Origin of the sequence: Dyadobacter fanqingshengii (assembly GCF_023822005.2) — a bacterium.
Taxonomy (GTDB): Bacteria; Bacteroidota; Bacteroidia; order Cytophagales; family Spirosomataceae; genus Dyadobacter; species Dyadobacter fanqingshengii.
In genome coordinates, this window is sequence record NZ_CP098806.1 from 5,280,937 (window position 1) to 5,298,520 (window position 17,584).

A 17,584-nucleotide genomic window follows, 5' to 3' on the forward strand; every position below is an offset into this window, starting at 1 on the left:
GGAATGGAAACAATTGACAGCATACCTACTTCGAAAATTCAGCGTGCAACCAGATTGATTTCGACCGGTGTAAAAATCGGAGGTAATTATTTGAAATATTACGGTGAGAAGATCACCAATCCCGAGTCGGCGCGGGATAACCTGAATACGAATAACGCTGAGGATATTTATGACGGACTTAAAAACCTGAAAGGCAGCGCATTAAAAGTGGCGCAAATGCTGAGTATGGAGAAAAATTTCCTTCCGCAGGCTTATGTGGAAAAGTTTTCTTTGTCCCAATTCTCCGTTCCGCCGTTGTCGGCGCCGCTGGTTGTAAAGACATTCAGAAAATATTTTGGCAAATCCCCATTGGATCTTTTCGATTCTTTCGACGCCAATGCGATCAATGCTGCGAGCATTGGTCAGGTGCATAAGGCGACGAAAGATGGGAAAGATCTGGCCGTTAAAATCCAGTATCCGGGCGTTGCGGAAAGCATTTCCTCAGATTTGGCAATGGTGAAACCGATTGCTATGAGCATGTTCAACATTCAGGCGAAGGATTCGGATAAGTATTTCAAGGAGGTGGAAACCAAGTTGACGGAGGAAACCAATTATTTTCTGGAAATAGCTCAGAGCACAGAAATCGCTGAGGCTTGCGCACATATCCCAAATTTGCGTTTCCCGAAGTATTATCCCGAATTCTCCTGCGAAAAGGTGATTTCAATGGATTGGATGACGGGCAAGCATTTGTCTGAGTTCACTAAAATGAATACAGATCAGCATTTGGCCAACAAGATCGGGCAGGCGCTTTGGGATTTTTATATGTTCCAGGTTCACCAACTAAGAAAAGTGCATGCCGATCCGCATCCGGGCAATTTCCTTGTTGATGAAGCGGGAAATTTGATCGCCATTGATTTTGGGTGCATCAAAGAGATCCCGGATTCGTTTTATACGCCATATTTTGAGTTGGCCGAGCCGGAGAAATTGAATGATCCTGAAATTTTCTATTCGAGAATGGAAGCTTTGGAAATTCTTTCGAGCAAAGACACACCTCAGGAAACGGTTTATTTTTCAAAGCTTTTCAAAGAGATCCTTTCCTTGCTAACCCAGCCGTTCCAGTCTGAAACATTCGATTTTTCGGATGAAGCATTCTTTGGGAAATTGGCGGCATTGGGTGAGAAATACGCTAATGATAAGGAGCTGCGGAAAATGAATGTGAACCGTGGATCTAAACATTTCATTTATATCAACCGCACATTCTTCGGGCTTTTCAGCCTGCTGCACGATTTGAAAGCGACTGTTGAAACGAAGCAATTAGCATTGTGATTGATTGATTATTAAATTATTTCAAACCGGCGAAGGACTAAACATCTTCGTCGGTTTTCTTTTTAGCCTTCCGCTTATTTACAAGCCTGAACAGGTTATTATTTGCTTGTTCAGGCGTTTGGTCGCCAAGTAGAATCCCCCACGGTTTTAGCCCGTCAATCCGATCAAACACCACTTTCATCATCGCAATCGCCGGAATAGAAAGGAACATTCCCGACAAACCAGCCAGCGCACCGCCGACCAGCACGCCCACAATCGAGACCAATGCGTTGATCTTCACTTTGGAGCCGACGATTAATGGCACCAGGAAGTTATTATCCACAAATTGAACCGCAATAAATACCCCCACAACGCCCAGCAATGTATGCGCATCGGGATGGCTGATAAACGTAACCATAACGGCCAGCGCGGTTGCCACGAGCCCGCCAATGTAGGGGACAAGGTTAAGGATAGCTGCCATAATGCCCAGCAGCATGGCATATTGCACATTTAAAAGTAATAGTCCAACAGAATTCAGCACCGCAACGACCGTCGTTTCCAAGAGCAAGCCCACCATATAACTTTGAATGATGGATTTGATTTCTCCAAGCACTTCCAGCACGCGCGGTTTGTATTCTTCTGCGAACAAAACAACCATGAAATGCAGCAGCATTGTTCGGTAATATAGGAGTAGAAATGCGTAAATAGGGATGAGGATCAATGTTCCCAGCGGGCCAGTCACCACGCCGAGCGTCTCGGCACCCTGGAAATTTTCGAGCGTTTTTGTCTGGGCGTTTTTGAGATATTCGGCCTGCTTACTATAACTGACGCTATATTCCCGCCGGATCCATCGCCGAGCATCTTGGTAAAACTCATTAATGTTGCGTTTTAGCCTTGGCCACTCATCCGAAAAATCAGAAAGCTGCATTGAAAGGAGAATCGCCACGCCGGAAACAATAACAACCGCCAGCAGCACCGCAAGCGTAATTGCCAGCACCTTATGCATCCCCATCCGAGTAAGCCAAGCTTCAACCGGCCTCAGCAAAACTGCAATCAAACCCGCCATGGCCAACGGAACAATGATATCCTGACCAAGGTAAATTCCCAACATGACCAGGCCTATAGCCAGGAGGGAGTAGGTGAGTTTTTCGTGGAAGGGGGCGGGGGTAAGTGGATTCAATGTCTGGATGTTTAGCGATCTAATTTAATGTAAAATAGGGGGTTCTTGCTACATCATTAAACAAGCAGCTTCCTCATAAACACACTATGCCCGATTTCTTGATTCTGGTCGTGTTTTACGGAATAGTTGTAGCCGAGTTTGTGATACATCGCAATAGCTTCGGATTGTTTGTTGCCGGTTTCCAGAATTGCTTCCTGGAAGCCCAGTTCTTTTGCCCAACGCTCTAATTCTGTCACCATGGCAGATGCAATGCCCTTTCCTCTGAATGCCGGTTCGACGAACATGCGCTTTAATTCAATGGTCTTTTCGTTATGAATTCTGAAACAACCGCAGCCGATGGCATGGTTATCCGCGTAAGCCAGTATCACCGTGGGCAGGTTTGTAATGCGGTTATATTCTTCGTAATCCGCTTTTTTTGTGTTGTATAGGAGGCAAAGCTCGTCGTCCAGGAGGTCGGTTAGGCGTTTGAAATCCGGATTTTCACTGTTTGTTCGGATCATAGTGAGGGTTTTAAGAGAATGATTTCAAAATTACGCGCTTAGATCATTATCAGTGGCTACTGTTTGTCGAGTTTGTTTAAAAAGTCGTTGGCGTGCTGCAAATGTGCTTGCTGCTTTGGTTCTTCCATTTTATCAAATGTTCTGATCAACATGCCCAGCCTTGGGTTTTTCAGAAAAAATTGGCGGTTTTTATCCATGAATCGCCAGAAAAGCCCGTCCCAGATCTGCTGCCAGTCGCCTTTCGGGAAGTCGCTCATTTTCATGAGATAATTGCTGCCGCTGATATAGGGTTTGGTTGCCATGAGGCCGCCGTCGGCAAACTGGCTCATCCCGTAAACATTGGGCACCATTACCCAGTCATAAGCATCGATAAAAAGCTCCATAAACCAGCGATACACGTCGTCCGGATCGAATTCACATAGTAACATAAAGTTTCCAATGACCATTAAGCGCTCGATATGATGGCAGTAACCGGTGTCAAGCACCTTATTAATGACGATATCCACCGGTTCAATTCCCGTCGTTCCGGTCCAGAATGATTCAGGAATTTTTCGGGTGAAGCCCCAATAGTTTCGCGTTCGTTCTATGCTCCCTTTGAATTCATATACACCATGGATGAACTCCCGCCAGCCAATCACCTGCCTGACGAATCCTTCTACTGAATTGAGTGGAATGTCGTGTTTCCGTGCATAGCGCAAGGTGACGTTAATGACTTTTTTCGGTGTCAGCAAGCCCGTATTCAACATGGGCGTTAATACGCTGTGGTGCAGGAAATGCTCCGAAATGACCATTGCATCTTCATATTTGCCAAATTCTTCAAAGCGTTTTACCAAAAACTGCTCCAACCAAGCGTCGCTTTCTTCAAAGGTTATCGGGAAGCGAATCTCGTCCGGAATTTTTCCGTAATTGTTCGTGTAATGTTTCTCAACGTAATTTTTTGCTTCGCTATAATGTTCATTTACAGCCGGAAAGCGAATAACCGGAGGTTCTTGTTTTTTTGGAAATTTTAAGCGGTTTTCAATGTCAAAACTCCATTTGCCACCTTCCGGCTCACCGGCTTCATCCACAAGAATTTTATATTTTTTCCGCTGAACCGTGTAGAAATCCGACTGGAAATATCTTTTCTTGTTCATGAAATACATTTCCAGATCCTCTTTCGAATTGATAAACATCGGCGTTTCGAATTGGATAAGCTCAATCTGATTCTGCTTAGCCGCAGCTGCTAGTCTATTTTGAAGCCAATTGTCCGTGACATCCGCATAATAGATCTCTTCAACGCCGTTATTTTTCAGCATAGGAACCAATTTCCTTATATCCGCAAGTGCGTTTTGGGCTTCAATGTAATGCACATTCAATTTTTCGCTTTCCAAATGCGCCTTGTAAGCTTGCATGGAAGTCCTGTGGAAAAGCAACTTATGCTTGTGAAAGGAGAATTGGTTGAAAAGCAAATCTTCTTCAACCAAAAACACATCTCTTCCAGGCGCGAGCGCAGGATGTTTCTCAAATAATTGATGTGGAAAAATTAATGTAATTGACTTCATTTGTCTCTCAATTGTCGATTCCTTTCGACCAACTTTCTTACTAAAATCATGCGAATCCTGTTATCATCGTTTTTGGTCTTTATCGTTTCGATCTGTTTTTGCGCCGCGCAGGACGGTTTCCGGGTTGTTCCGTTGGGCGTAAGGGGAGGAGGAGACGATGGTAATTTGTCGGCCTATATGGTCGCACCTGTCAATTCGAATGCATTTGTTTGTCTGGACGGGGGAACGGTTACGAACGGCATTGCGAAAGCAGTAGCGAATAAAGTTTTCCCTGTCCCGGCAGAGGTTGTTTTGAGGAAATATATCAAGGCTTACCTGATCTCCCACCCGCATTTGGACCATCTCTCGGGAATGGTCATCAATTCCGTGGAAGACACTACTAAGAACATTTATGGGACAGAATATTGCATTGAGACATTAAAAAGCAACTATTTCAATTGGGAAAGCTGGCCGAACCTGACGAACGAAGGGGCCAGTCCGGCTTTGAAAAAGTATAGTTATAAAATGCTGGGAGAGGATCAGGAAGTGGACATTGAGCAGACTGAAATGTCGGTTAAGATATTTAAACTAAGCCATTCCAATCCGTACGAAAGCACAGCTTTTCTGATCAAAAAAGGGGAAAGTTACTTGTTATATTTTGGTGATACCGGACCAGACGAAGTGGAGAAGTCGGATAAGATGGCAACGATTTGGAAAGCGGTTGCGCCGTTGGTGAAGTCGAAGCTTGCAGGGATTTTTTTGGAAGTTTCCTATCCTAATAAACAGCTTGACAGACAATTATATGGTCATTTGACGCCAAAATGGTTTATGAAGGAATTAAATGTGCTGGCTGCGCTATCGGGCGTGGAAAGTATGAAAGGATTGAATGTGGTTATTACGCACATGAAGCCGACGGCAGACAATGAATCAAAGATTAAGGCAGAACTTGCTTCGGATAATGCATTGGGATTGAATCTTATTTTCCCTGAACAAGGCAAAGCATTTGAATTGAAATAACAACTTCCGGCCCGAAAATCACATTCGGTCCGGAAGTTGATAACATTATTTTTTCGCGGGAGCAGGCGTCGGTTGTGCAGGAACTTTGAGCTCCATTCCCAGCCTTTCATTGAATTTTTCAATCAGATATGCAGAAAGCAACGGCGATGCTTCCTCATGGTTTTGGTGGACGAAAAAGTAGATGTTTTCAATCCCTTCTTCCACCCACAGTTTCAGTCTTTCAAACCAATCATCCAACCTGGTGTAGTCAGAATCTACATTTGCACCATTATAGCGAACGAATGCAGTTGACGTTGTTAGTCGCATGTGCAGCAAGTCGCGGCGGCCGGCTGAGTCGGTGACAATGTGGGTAATGTTGTTCTTTTCCAGGACTTTATAGAGTTCTTCGCTGTCAAAAGAGCCGTCATACCAGCCTGTGTGACGCAGTTCCAGGGCCAACGGGAAGCCGGATGGCCATTCTTCGAGGTATGCTTTCAGTATTTCCCAGTTTTTGGGACCGAAATTGTCAGGCATTTGAAGAAATAGCATTCCCAGTTTTTCCTGCAAATGTGCAATGCCGTCGAGATACACTTCCGTGGGTTCTTTTGCATCTTTCAGGCGTTTCCAGTGGCTTATTCCCTGGTGCAGTTTTGGGAAAAACCGGAATTCAGCAGGTGTTTTGTTATACCAGCTTTCGATTGTCTCAACAGGAAAGTTGTTATAAAAAGTAGCATTCAATTCAATGCTGTTGAACTGTGTTGCATAGTAACCCAGCTCGTCCTTTGTTCCTTTTGGATAAAAACTTTTGAGATCCGCCTTGTTCCACTTAGCGCAACCAATGTAAATATTCGACTTGCCTTTTTTTGCGTCGTTTAACAACTTCTTGTTAGCAGCCGCGTCATCCGGCAACTTAAAATCTACGTCATCTGGATTATCAACTTTCCCGAATTTCATGGTCGAACGTCTAAAGTGTATCAATAAGTTAAATTTCCGTTGGTTTAAACCAACGGAAACGGGGAAATCTCAAATGGTTTATCTTCCGAAATCATCCTGAACGCGAACAATATCGTCTTCATCAGATGGATTTGAAGGATCGGTATGCTGCCAGATTTCGGCCACAAAGCCCCACTCATCAACGCCTACCAAACGATGACGCTCCCCTTTTTTCAAATCAACCACTGTTCCGATCGGTAACTGGCGCAATGGTGTTTCTTCATCCGTATCGCTGATCACAATGCCGGCATTGCCGCCAATCACTTTCCATATCTCTGCACGGCGATGATGATATTGCCACGAAAGACGCTTATTGGGCGCCACAACCAATATTTTCGGGCTTAATTTCTCATAACCCGCAAAGTCTTTCAGGGATAAATGCGGGAAAAATGTAGATATGAATTTCGGCGCTTCAGATTCTTCCAATACAAAAAAACCGCCCCAGGGTCTTGAATGATCTTTACTGACCACGGTAAATCCCTGCTCGTCTATAAACTGCTGGACTTTTGCAAAAACAACATCCTTATCGGCTGTTGCTGTAAATGATTGTATCATAAAACTGGATGTTGGTAAAATCAGGTGATGGTTTCAAAATTAGGATAAAAAACAAAAAGATGCCCCAAAATATTCAGGACACCTTTTGAATTATATCTACTAATTTATACTATTTATCCCACCACACTTTGGTAGTGAAGTCGTCAGGCAAAGTTGCGCCTGTCTGGTAATTCGGGTTTCCTGCCACTTCATTGGTTGGATAGCGCAGTCTTACAGGAATTGTGCCGCCTGTTACATTACCCGGATAGTTGGTTGGCGTCAATTTAGGAAATCCTGTTCTTCTCCAGTCGGACCATGCTTCCCACCAGTTGAAAAATTTGTTCACCCACATTTGCTCACCGATCATTTCTAATGCAGGTTTAGTAACGCCGTATGGATAGGTTGTCAGATGCTTGGTAACAGCCGCGTCCGCCACAGTCAAAGTTGCGTCAAATGGCGTGTACATTTGCATAGAAGCTTTTACACCCGCATCATAATGCGACTTTGCGGTGCCGGCTATTCCTGTTCCGATTTTTCTCTCAATCGCCTCTGCAAGCAGGAATTCCACTTCTCCATAATTCATAATCATATATGGATCTGAATCTTGCAGCATTTTGGTGTTGATACGTGAATATGTTTTGGCCACGTCAACTTGCTTGCCTTCCAGTTTGTCGAGCATGGCCTGATCATAGCCGTTTGGCATTCCTTTTTGTTTCACAGGATCAACAATGGTTCCATTTATGCCGCCGCTAATGATCATTAACCGGGGATCATCATCCGTAGCAACACCTGGATTTGTGCCTTTCAGGAAGTTGACCAATGTTGCGCTCAGGTAAGTTGGCTGGCCGCCATCACCTGGGTCAAAAGCCCTTGAAATACCATTTTGGTTTGTCCATTCATTGGGTCCGTCAGACATTTTAACCCAAACATTGTCTGCATTGCTTGCAAAAACACCGCCCGCTGCCGCTTTGGTAACATAAGTTGCTGCTTTGGCTGCATCCACATTGGAAATGCGCATGGCGAGGCGAAGCATTAACGAGTAACCCCATTTTTTCCATTTTGTAATGTCTCCATTATAAATAAAATCCGCTGCCTTAAACCCTTCATCCGGGTTAGAAGCGCTTAATGCAGCCGTCGCCTCGTCCAGCTCTTTCAGCAAGTCGGCATAGACAACGTCCTGTGTATCATATTTTGGGAAAAAGATCCCCTCAATGCCCTTGTTGGCTTCTGAATACGGAATATTGCCATAGAAATCGGTTAATCTGGCGAAACTGAATGCGCGAATGATCCTGGCGGCCTCACGCATATTTTTATATTTGCCTTCCGCAAAACCACCCGGACCCGATTGTTTCAGGATCTCAGCGATGTTTTTCAGCTGGTCATTGTAAGTAAATTCAAAAGGCGCTGCATTCGTCTCGGCATTGCTTTGATACTTATCCCCCGGAGCAATTCCACCGCCGGAATTGGCCAGATGCTGAATTGCATAAGCACACATTCCGATGTTTGTGCGCCAGTCAATGTATCTGTTGTCGCCCGTTGTACCATTGGAAGCGATTGCAAGTTCAGTTGAAGTGAAGATAAAATTCAGGTCCACTTCGTTCAGCGCTTGCGGGTTGACGTTGAGGTCATGCAGTTGTTTGGTGTCGCAACCCGTAACCAGGACCACAGCAAGACCGTATTTTATATATTTTTTCAAATTTTTCATTTTTCGATAATTAAAATGTTGCTCTCAAATTGAAACCGTAACTGCGTGTCGAAGGGAATCCGAAGTAGTCAAAACCTTGCGAGTTTCCGTTAGAATAAGTTGATTCGGGATCAACATTATCGATATTCTTGAACAGAATGGCCAGGTTACGACCTACGAAAGAAAGCGTCAGGTTTTGCAGCGGCGTTTTTTCCAATAATTTTTTGGGGAAAGAGTATCCTAATGTCATTTGTCTCAATTTTACAAATGATGCATCGTACAGATACATGTTCGTTACAGCATCCGCTTCGCCACCCACAGATCCCCAATAGTTGTAAGCTTCCTGCGGAGTAAGTGTTTTGTTAAACGGCCTAAATTCAGTCCCTTCCTGCGTTACACCCGAAACAGTCAGCGGAGCTTCTCCTTCACGGCCTTGCAGCGAACGCTTGCTTACGCCCCACTGGTCGAGTCTCATGTTTGTTCCGGAAAGAATGTCGCCGCCAACCTTAAAGTCAACCAGGAATGACAGGTCAAATCCTTTGTAATTGAATGCGTTGGTAAGACCTCCGGTCAACTTCGCGATACCATTTCCGATCACTTCGTAACCCGCCGAACCTACCGGACGGCCATCGCTGTAAAAAACAGGTTGGCCATCAGGAGATAGTTTCTGAACGCGGCCTGTGATCATACCAAATGGCTGGCCGACAATGTTTTTAATGTAAGAATTCCGCGTACGGGGTTCATCCATAACCAGCTCATCCACACCATCGATCAGCGATTTTACTTTGTTGGAGTTTCTTGCCAGGTTAAGGGTAAGATCCCAGGTTACATTGCTGGATTTCAACGGAGTCGCAGTCAGCAATAATTCGATCCCTCTGTTTTGCAATTTCCCAAGGTTTACAGAAGTGCTGCCAAAGCCGGAGGCTCTTGAAATGGTTGCGTTCAGGATATCGTCTGTCGTTTGCTGGTCGTAGTAAGTGAAGTCAACGCCAATTTTGTTGTTGAACAAACGGAAATCTATACCGATTTCTGTTTCCGTAACCGTGAGCGGTTTCAGCAACGCGTTGGGAATGTTTCCTCCGTTGCCCATCGCAGAAGAGAAAGAAGCCATTGGATAACCCAAATGTGGATTTCCGTTCAATGAGTAAGTCAGGTTTGTTGCGTATGGCCCGATGGTAACATTACCCACTTGGGCCCAGGATGCTCTCACTTTACCGTAAGAAATCCAGGCTGGCAATGTTTTGATTGCGTCGGAAAACACAAAACTTGTTCCGATCGATGGATAAAGAATGCTGTTGGTTTCAGGATTAAGTACTGAAAACCAGTCGTTTCTTGCTGTTGCAGTTACGAACAGGAAACCATCATAAGAAACTTCCGCTGATCCTAAAAGGGAATTTATACCCGATTCCTCCGGTGTGTAATCCCATGTTTTACCTTTTAAGTTATTAAGCGCCGGGAAGAACGCTACATTGAATCCGTTGCCATACACATTGGTATATTCGTATTTCCTGCGCATTCTGTTACCGCCTCCAAAAGCAGTAATGCCGAATTTGCCGAATTCCTTGGTTACCCCAATGGTGTATTCCGCGTTCACTTCCTGCACATCCCAGTTGCCCAGGTTTCTTGCGCCACCACGTTGATATCCAGTCCCTTCCGGCGTTAAGCCTTCCGCTCGGCGGGAATATTTATCCATTCCCACACGTCCCTGAATAAACAGCCAGTCTGTAAGCTGATATTTCAACTGTCCCGAAGTAATAATCCTGTTTTTCTGATCGGATTTAATGAATTGGTATGCGGTCCAGTATGGATTCTGGCCCCAGTTGTTATTAGCCTGCTGGAACTCTTCACCAACTTTTTTGCCCCAAAGACTTAAACTTGCTTCGTCTGTTCCGGCTGCGATAGCGCCCGGCTTGTTAGGATCGCCATAGTAATCCAACACATTCTGGTCTCCCGGAATTCTCCAGAGGGTTTGAATAGCATTACCCGGCGAATCTGATACATTCGGCCGGTTTTTCGCTTTTTCTTCTGAATAAAGCACTTTGGCGTCCAGTGTCAGTTTTTTACCGAATTTCGCATTGGTTGATAAGGAAAGGTTTAATCTGTCAAATCCTGAATTTGGAATGATAGAAGTACTTTTCAGATTCGTCACCGAGGCGCGGAAATTTTGGGTTTCGTTGCCGCCTGAGAACGCCAGGTTATTTGTAAAAGCATGGCCTGTTTTCAGATATCTGGAAAAGTTGTCGCCTGCATGGGCATATGGACGCATTTTTCCGTCAAAACCGATGACCTGGCTGTTGTCAAACTTAGGCCCCCACGAATCGTCGCCCCATTCATAAGCCTGGTTCTGGTTAGCAGGTTTGGTAGCCACGCGCTCAACATATGAACCCGTTCCGTACGTTTTTTGCAGATCCGAAAGGTCATTCAGTTTTTCAAAAACGTAATTGGTGCCGAATTCAATGCCTACGCCTTTTCTCTTGGTTCCGCGTTTGGTAACAACATTGATAACGCCATTCGCAGCACGAGAGCCGTAAAGAGCAGCCGCATTCGCACCTTTCAATACAGTAATGGATTCAATGTCATCCGGGTTAATACTCGAAAGACCATCACCTTCATCAGAACCACCCCAAAGGCCAGCCTGACCGAAGTTATTGTTATCCATAGGGATACCGTCGATTACGTACAAAGGCTGATTATTGCCCTGTAATGACTTGTTACCACGGATAATTACCCTGGAAGAACCTGCAGGGCCAGTAGCGATTTTGCTTACATTCACACCAGCAACCCGTCCGGCAAGCGCGTTACCCAGGTTCGCTTCCCGTGCAGACGTCAGGTTATTTCCGTTGACCTCTGTGATAGAATAAGCCAGCGAGCGCTTATCACGGCTGATACCCAAGGCCGTAACAACTACTTCATTCAGTGCAGTGGCCTCGGCGGCCAGGCTTACGTCCAGTACACTCGCATTGACAACAACTTCTTTGGAAACATATCCGATATAGCTGAAGGTCAATGTTTTTCCTTTTTCGACAGCGATGGAAAATTCTCCTTTATCGTTAGTTGTCGTTCCACGGGTTGTACCCTTCACCACAACGTTCACACCGGCGATTTCTCCACCCGATGCGTCATTTACTTTCCCGGATACTGTCATTTCCTGTGCATAACTCCTGAGAGCCAGCATGGAGAGCAGTACCAACACAATGTTCAGTAGATTTTTTTTCATACGTTTTCTTGTCTGGATAGGTTAATCGATTGGTATCATGGAAATGTTAATAAATCCGAGTCAAATATACCACTGAGGAGCGCATAACCATATAGTTCTTTTTTATCTAAAAATAACACATTTTTGACAGCTTGGCAAGATAGAAATGGCGAATTTTCATTAAAAATTTGCCCTAACAGGTTCTAATTCAGCATAAGCTACACCTTGGGCGGGAAGTGGAATGTTAGGCGTCTTTTTTTATCCTGATCTATATCGTTTATGAATATACGTCAGTCATTGGATATGAGGTTTGAATTTGCTGGACTCAATTTTCAGGAAGCTTCTGATACCAGGTTTTCCATAGGACTAATGTTGAAATCGCCAGGATTGCTGCTGCAACGGCTGTTTGGACGGGCATTAGTAAAACCAAAAATACTGGTAGAGCGGTGATAGAAGTCTGGGCTGTAATGCCGATCACAACATTCAGCATATCCCGTTTAAAATTGCGGTTAGGCATAAACGACGGCTCATCAACCTTCACTGCCGCCGCCACAGGCCCCCAAAATCCCCACGGTTTTACTGTTTTATAAAAATTTTTCAATGTATCAAAGTCCGTTGCCGGCGTGAGCAACGAACCTGCCACTGCTCCAATCGTTGAAATGAGCAGGATTATGGGGAAATAAAAAAGCGGGACTGTGCCCCGGAAAACATAGGGAGCAGCTAATGCGCAAATGATCCCGGAGAACATTCCCCAGAAAAATCCGCTGCTGTTGAACCGCCACCAATGCCATTTCAAGACATTGGAGGCAATATAACCTCCGAATAGGGCAGAAACGATCCATTGTAAAATAGTGTTGACGTCTTTCGCCAGAAATCCGAGCAGGATACTGATCGTCACAACGGCCAGCCCCAGCAAGTAATTCATCCTGGTAATCTGTTTATTACTGGCTTTTGGATTAAACGATTTTAAGTAAATATCATTCACAAGGTAGGCTTGCGCTGCATTGAATGTTCCTGCAAATGTTCCCATAAAAGCGCCCATCAGCCCAACCAGCACTAAACCCAGTAAGCCGGGAGGAATGTATGTGTTGAGCACTGCGGGCAGGATCCGCTCAAAATCAGTCTTATCCGCGATTGAAATGTTGAGATCTTTATAAAACAACAAACCGAGAATGGTTACTCCGATAATGAGCAAGTAGCGCGTAGGAAGCAACACCACATTTACGATCATACTCATGAGGGCGGCCTCGCGGGGGGTTTTTGTTGAAAGGATCTTTTGCATATCGTAACTGGGAACCGGTCCGGCCAGGCTTGCTAATATGCCTTTGGCTGTCATTAAAGCAAAGAAATAGCCAAAAGGAGAAAATCCGTTGGCCTTGATTTTTTCATTCACTTCGGGGATATGTGCGCTCCAATCCAGATTCAGTTCTTTTCCAAAAAAGATGTTATTCCAGCCAACAGGAACGGGCAGCGATTGCGCATAATGTAAAGCCGTCATCGCAATGATAGCGATGACCACAGACACAAAAACCATAATTGCATAATGGATCAGGTCCGCCCAAACAATACTTTTCATGCCACCCAGTAAAGAATAAAATACCGTGAACAATGTAAAAATGACGCCGTAAAAATGCGCCGCATATGCCGGTGCCACATTAAAAGGCACATAGGGTTGCACAAAACGCCAGGGAATGAAAATTTCGATGAATTTGCCTAAGCCTATAAATCCATAAGCCATGAAACCTAAACAGCTCAAAAGCGCAAATGCAATGATGGTCTTATGCGACGGTAATGCATCTTTTTTGTTTCCAAACCTTGTAAGCATCCATTCCGCGCCGGTCGATACATTTGATCGTCGCAACCATACGGACAGATATACCATCATGAAAATCTGGTTGAAAACGGGCCAGAGCCAGGGCAGCCAAATGCTTTTTACGCCATAAACAAACATGATGGAAACCATCCAGACGGTTCCCGAAATGTCAAACATTCCCGATGCATTTGAAATACCGAGCATCCAGAATGGCATTGATCTCCCGCCAAGCATGTAATCATTTTTACTTTTTTGAGCCTGTCTTTTAAGTATGATCCCAATAGCCGTTACCAGCAACAGGTAAGCTATGATAACCAGGAAATCAATCGGTTTTATCTTCATGAAAAAGGTCAGGCGTCCATTGTATTGTTATTTTGGTGAATTTAAAATAGAAACGATAGATTACAATATGCATCGTGTTGTTGCGGATTCTATTAATTTGGTATAATACATTTTAGACATTAAATGGTTATATTTAACTTAGCATGTAAACCTGGATAATTTATGAGTGAAATTTACCGCGAAATTACCCCCTTAACTCAGTACGACTGCTTCACAATTTTTGCCCGAAAAAAAACCGTTTTTGATTTTCCTTTACACTGCCACGATGAATTTGAGTTGAACCTGGTGCTGTCTGGCAAGGGTGTGAAGAGGATTGTGGGGGATCATACTGAGGTCATTGACGACGCTGAGCTGGTGCTGGTTGGCAATAATCTGCCGCATGGCTGGCTCAATAACTCCTATAAATGGGAGGAAGGTGTGCCTGAGGTTCATGAAATTACCGTTCAGTTTCACCGCGACCTTTTCGATGACAAGTTCCTGAAACGCAACCAATTGTTCTTTGTCCGCTCACTGCTTGAAAAGTCGGCCAAAGGAATTGCTTTTTCCAAAGAGACCATTGAGCGCATCACGCCGCGACTTACAGCGCTCGTACAGAAAAGTGGGTTTGACTCCATTCTCGAACTAATGTCGATCCTGCACGATCTGTCCGTATCCAGAAATATGCGGACGCTTTCAAACAGCACATTTACGGGTGAAAATGTCAATTTCAACAGCCGGAGGATTGAGAAGGTGTTTGTGTACATGCGTGATAATTATGACAAGGAAATTAATCTGGAAGGGGTTTCCAGGCTTGCTGGGATGTCGGAAGTCTCGTTCAGCCGATTTATCAAAAAACGGACAGGGAAAACTTTCATTGAAAGTCTAAACGAAATCAGGCTTGGACATGCTTCAAGATCGCTGATCAACACAACCAACACGATCTCGGAAATTGCCTACAAATGCGGATTTAATAATTTATCGTATTTCAACCGGATTTTCAAGAACAAAAACGGCTGTACGCCCAAGGAATTCCGGGATAATTATTCTGGGACGAGGACTTTTATTTGAAATAGGCGTAAAAGCAAAAAGTTCAGAGTTAAAGTGGTTTAAACTTTTACTCTGAACTTTCATTTTATATTCGATCAGAAAACTAAACTTTCAGCATCCAGCCAAATGTATCTTCCTCTTTGCCTGTGCGTAAGTCAGTTAAATAATGCTTCACTTTGTTTACAAATGAATCCTCCTTGATTTCCGGAAGTGGATAATCAACGCCTTCATAAGCAATGGAAGCAAATGGGGAGATAACAACGGCCGTTCCAGCACCAAATGCAGCTTCCAGACTTCCGTCTTTCAAACCATCAACAATTTCTTTCACGCTTACCCTGCGTTCTTCCACCGGAATGCCCCAATGCTGTGCAATAGCCACAATGCTTTTACGCGTAATGCCATCTAATGTTGTTTCGGAAACATACGGCGTAACCAGTTTGCCATCCAGTATAAACATAATGTTCATCGTTCCCGACTCTTCGATGTAAGCATGCTCGCGTGCGTCGGTCCATATCAGCTGATCGTAACCTTCTTGTTGAGCAAGCTTGGCCGGATAAAGTGAGCCAGCATAGTTTCCGGCACATTTGGTTGCGCCTACGCCACCTTCGGCAGCACGGATGAAATGTGTTTCCACTTTCACGCGCGGCGGTTTTGCATAGTACGTGCCGACCGGGCTTGTGAATATGATAAAATAGTAAGAATCAGAAGGTTTTACACCAATATATGGGTCAGTAGCAAACATATATGGGCGAATGTATAGGGAGCAACCCTCTTGCGAAGGCACCCAGTCAGCATCCTGACGAAGCAATTCTGTCAGTCCGCTCATGAAAATTTCCTCCGGGATCGTTGGCATGCAAAGGCGTTCCGCTGATTTATTCAGCCGTTTCCAGTTATCAATGGCACGGAAAAGAAGCACTTCACCCTCTTCGCTTTTGTAGGCTTTCATGCCTTCAAAAATAGCCTGGCCGTAATGCAGCGCAGCGGTTGCAGGGCTCAGCGAAAGATCGCCGTAAGGGACGATCCGGAGGTCTTGCCACTGACCTTCGCGGTATTCGGCGATAAACATGTGGTCGGAAATGTTCCGGCCAAAAACGAGGTTATTGAAATCAACCTCTTGCAAACGTGAATTTGTCGTCTGCTGAACCTCTATTTGCAATGTGTCGGCTGTCATGATGCCTAAAATTTAAATTGCGGATATCGTTTTTTAAGGAGTTTTTGCTTCTTCCTTAAGTCCCGCAATTTAAAAAAATAAATCAATAATCAACAGATATTTAGTATAACAATTATTTTTTTGAAGCGACCCTTGGTATCCACGTAACTTCCTCAATTTCCAGCTCGTAAGTCATGGCGCGGCAAAGCATAAACAAGTAGTCAGAAAGGCGATTGAGGTAACGAATGACAATATCCTCCACCTCTTCACCCTGCTGCAAATGAATCACCGCACGTTCCGCACGCCGGCAAACTGTGCGGGCGATATGCCCAAACGAAACCGACTGGTGCCCGCCCGGCAAAACAAATGCTCGCAAAGGCGGAATTTGGGAATCAATCGCATCCATTTCCGCTTCAAGAAGCGTTACATCATCTTCCAATAAATCGGGCAAAACCCGCTTTACCTGGTCAGATTCAGAAGCCAAATGTGACCCGATTGTAAAAAGCCGGTCTTGAATTTCTTTCAAAAGATTCCGCCGCTGCACATTCACAGGCTGGTCGCGCAGCATTCCGATATAACTATTCAGCTCATCCACAGTCCCATAAGCATCAATCCGCACATGCGCCTTACTCAACCGCGTACCGCCGATCAGCGACGTCGTTCCTCTGTCACCTGTTTTGGTGTATATTTTCATTGGATTAAAATTTTTGTTCTGCTTCCGCAAGGAGGGAGTGGAATTGTGTTGGATTTACTATCGACAATCTAGGGAATTCAATGTTGTTGAAAACATCAAAATGTTTGTCAAAGGTAACGAGGCATCTGGAGTTAGACGAAATAGCCAAATCAGAAAACTTATTGTCATCCGGATCATCTTTAATCAGATTCCATCGAAAATGAGGCTCAGCAAAAATAACATTGTTAGCGGTGCAGAGGATTTCAAGGACAAGTTGTGCGGTTTTCTGAGAATAGAATTCCGTTAATTTTTCTTCATATTCATCTAAAATACTTGTGCTGACAACCCAGTTAAAGGCTTCTAATTCGAAAGATTGATAGATAAAGAATTCGAAATTCGCCCTGTTAATTGTTTTGATCAGGACATTTGTATCAATCACTACGCTCAATTTACTCATGCGCTTGGCCTAAATCAGACCTCAGATCATTCGCTTCCAAGCTCTCGTAATCTGCCGAAGTAATGCCTTTTTCCTCCACGACCCTGTCAACTTCTTCAAACAATTTTTTGCCAAGATGTTTTACAATGATCTTTTTGATTTCAAGGACATCTTCATCCGGAATCTGACGATCGAACATTCTCAGCAGGCCGATCTGAATGGCATTAAGCCCTGTTGTGTGATGGGTCGTTTTCATG

At 44.4% G+C, this 17,584-nt stretch carries 15 protein-coding genes; 3 read left to right on the forward strand and 12 right to left on the reverse strand.

The annotated features are described in order from the left end of the window. Positions 1–3 precede the first annotated feature (3 nt). The gene (locus tag NFI81_RS22130; protein ID WP_234614959.1) at positions 4–1,305 is read left to right on the forward strand and encodes an ABC1 kinase family protein; all 1,302 of its coding nucleotides are present in this window, start codon (positions 4–6) and stop codon (positions 1,303–1,305) included. A gap of 37 nt (positions 1,306–1,342) precedes the next feature. Here NFI81_RS22130 and NFI81_RS22135 read toward each other — a convergent pair whose 3' ends face one another. The 3 genes from NFI81_RS22135 to NFI81_RS22145 all read right to left on the reverse strand — a co-directional run bounded on the left by NFI81_RS22135 (position 1,343) and on the right by NFI81_RS22145 (position 4,505). After that, positions 1,343–2,395, reverse strand: a complete 1,053-nt coding sequence (locus tag NFI81_RS22135) for an AI-2E family transporter (protein ID WP_234615359.1) — start codon at positions 2,393–2,395, stop codon at positions 1,343–1,345. A 125-nt stretch (positions 2,396–2,520) separates the two neighbouring features. Then, positions 2,521–2,964 (reverse strand): GNAT family N-acetyltransferase, encoded by a 444-nt coding sequence (locus NFI81_RS22140; RefSeq protein WP_234614958.1) that lies wholly within the window; start codon positions 2,962–2,964, stop codon positions 2,521–2,523. A gap of 56 nt (positions 2,965–3,020) precedes the next feature. After that, entirely contained in the window at positions 3,021–4,505 is a 1,485-nt protein-coding gene (locus NFI81_RS22145) for a cryptochrome/photolyase family protein (protein WP_234614957.1), read from the reverse strand. Positions 4,506–4,553: 48 nt separating this feature from the next. On the opposite strand from NFI81_RS22145, the gene NFI81_RS22150 reads away from it, so the two are divergent. Then, on the forward strand, positions 4,554–5,501 hold the full coding sequence (locus NFI81_RS22150) for an MBL fold metallo-hydrolase (protein ID WP_234614956.1): 948 nt from the start codon (positions 4,554–4,556) through the stop codon (positions 5,499–5,501). 45 nt (positions 5,502–5,546) lie between these two features. Here NFI81_RS22150 and NFI81_RS22155 read toward each other — a convergent pair whose 3' ends face one another. The 5 genes from NFI81_RS22155 to NFI81_RS22175 all read right to left on the reverse strand — a co-directional run bounded on the left by NFI81_RS22155 (position 5,547) and on the right by NFI81_RS22175 (position 14,042). Further along, positions 5,547–6,434 carry a DUF72 domain-containing protein gene (locus NFI81_RS22155; RefSeq protein ID WP_234614955.1) on the reverse strand — a complete coding sequence of 296 codons (888 nt, stop codon included), beginning with the start codon at positions 6,432–6,434 and terminating at the stop codon, positions 5,547–5,549. A 78-nt stretch (positions 6,435–6,512) separates the two neighbouring features. Further along, the gene (locus tag NFI81_RS22160; protein ID WP_234614954.1) at positions 6,513–7,028 is read right to left on the reverse strand and encodes a cupin domain-containing protein; all 516 of its coding nucleotides are present in this window, start codon (positions 7,026–7,028) and stop codon (positions 6,513–6,515) included. Positions 7,029–7,137: 109 nt separating this feature from the next. After that, positions 7,138–8,712, reverse strand: coding sequence for a SusD/RagB family nutrient-binding outer membrane lipoprotein (locus NFI81_RS22165; RefSeq protein ID WP_234614953.1), 1,575 nt, complete (start codon positions 8,710–8,712; stop codon positions 7,138–7,140). A gap of 10 nt (positions 8,713–8,722) precedes the next feature. Then, the gene (locus NFI81_RS22170; protein ID WP_234614952.1) at positions 8,723–11,908 is read right to left on the reverse strand and encodes a SusC/RagA family TonB-linked outer membrane protein; all 3,186 of its coding nucleotides are present in this window, start codon (positions 11,906–11,908) and stop codon (positions 8,723–8,725) included. A gap of 304 nt (positions 11,909–12,212) precedes the next feature. Beyond that, positions 12,213–14,042: a sodium:solute symporter family protein gene (locus tag NFI81_RS22175; protein WP_234614951.1), complete on the reverse strand. Its 1,830-nt coding sequence runs from the start codon at positions 14,040–14,042 to the stop codon at positions 12,213–12,215. Between the two features lie 162 nt (positions 14,043–14,204). Between NFI81_RS22175 and NFI81_RS22180 the strand changes: the two genes are divergently transcribed. Then, complete coding sequence (locus NFI81_RS22180) at positions 14,205–15,089, forward strand: AraC family transcriptional regulator (RefSeq protein WP_234614950.1); 885 nt, start codon at positions 14,205–14,207, stop codon at positions 15,087–15,089. An 82-nt stretch (positions 15,090–15,171) separates the two neighbouring features. Here the strand turns inward: NFI81_RS22180 and NFI81_RS22185 are convergent, their stop codons facing one another. From NFI81_RS22185 to NFI81_RS22200, 4 genes are all read right to left on the reverse strand, one after another. Continuing rightward, positions 15,172–16,239, reverse strand: a complete 1,068-nt coding sequence (locus tag NFI81_RS22185) for a branched-chain amino acid aminotransferase (RefSeq protein WP_234614949.1) — start codon at positions 16,237–16,239, stop codon at positions 15,172–15,174. Positions 16,240–16,351: 112 nt separating this feature from the next. After that, a complete protein-coding gene (locus NFI81_RS22190) occupies positions 16,352–16,912 on the reverse strand; it encodes a cob(I)yrinic acid a,c-diamide adenosyltransferase (protein ID WP_234614948.1) in 561 nt (186 codons plus the stop codon). 4 nt (positions 16,913–16,916) lie between these two features. After that, positions 16,917–17,348: a putative toxin-antitoxin system toxin component, PIN family gene (locus tag NFI81_RS22195; RefSeq protein ID WP_234614947.1), complete on the reverse strand. Its 432-nt coding sequence runs from the start codon at positions 17,346–17,348 to the stop codon at positions 16,917–16,919. Then, a complete protein-coding gene (locus NFI81_RS22200) occupies positions 17,341–17,583 on the reverse strand; it encodes a DUF8507 family protein (RefSeq protein WP_234614946.1) in 243 nt (80 codons plus the stop codon). The genes NFI81_RS22195 and NFI81_RS22200 overlap by 8 nt, the downstream gene beginning before the upstream one ends. Between the last annotated feature and the right edge of the window lies 1 nt (position 17,584).

Coding starts and splice junctions, on each gene's coding strand:
- NFI81_RS22130 (WP_234614959.1), top strand. CDS start 4: ATGGAAACAATTGACAGCATACCTACTTCGAAAATTCAGCGTGCAACC.
- NFI81_RS22180 (WP_234614950.1), top strand. CDS start 14,205: ATGAGTGAAATTTACCGCGAAATTACCCCCTTAACTCAGTACGACTGC.
- NFI81_RS22165 (WP_234614953.1), bottom strand. CDS start 8,712: ATGAAAAATTTGAAAAAATATATAAAATACGGTCTTGCTGTGGTCCTG.
- NFI81_RS22145 (WP_234614957.1), bottom strand. CDS start 4,505: ATGAAGTCAATTACATTAATTTTTCCACATCAATTATTTGAGAAACAT.
- NFI81_RS22155 (WP_234614955.1), bottom strand. CDS start 6,434: ATGAAATTCGGGAAAGTTGATAATCCAGATGACGTAGATTTTAAGTTG.
- NFI81_RS22160 (WP_234614954.1), bottom strand. CDS start 7,028: ATGATACAATCATTTACAGCAACAGCCGATAAGGATGTTGTTTTTGCA.
- NFI81_RS22175 (WP_234614951.1), bottom strand. CDS start 14,042: ATGAAGATAAAACCGATTGATTTCCTGGTTATCATAGCTTACCTGTTG.
- NFI81_RS22200 (WP_234614946.1), bottom strand. CDS start 17,583: ATGAAAACGACCCATCACACAACAGGGCTTAATGCCATTCAGATCGGC.
- NFI81_RS22135 (WP_234615359.1), bottom strand. CDS start 2,395: ATGTTGGGAATTTACCTTGGTCAGGATATCATTGTTCCGTTGGCCATG.
- NFI81_RS22195 (WP_234614947.1), bottom strand. CDS start 17,348: ATGAGTAAATTGAGCGTAGTGATTGATACAAATGTCCTGATCAAAACA.
- NFI81_RS22185 (WP_234614949.1), bottom strand. CDS start 16,239: ATGACAGCCGACACATTGCAAATAGAGGTTCAGCAGACGACAAATTCA.
- NFI81_RS22190 (WP_234614948.1), bottom strand. CDS start 16,912: ATGAAAATATACACCAAAACAGGTGACAGAGGAACGACGTCGCTGATC.
- NFI81_RS22140 (WP_234614958.1), bottom strand. CDS start 2,964: ATGATCCGAACAAACAGTGAAAATCCGGATTTCAAACGCCTAACCGAC.
- NFI81_RS22170 (WP_234614952.1), bottom strand. CDS start 11,908: ATGAAAAAAAATCTACTGAACATTGTGTTGGTACTGCTCTCCATGCTG.
- NFI81_RS22150 (WP_234614956.1), top strand. CDS start 4,554: ATGCGAATCCTGTTATCATCGTTTTTGGTCTTTATCGTTTCGATCTGT.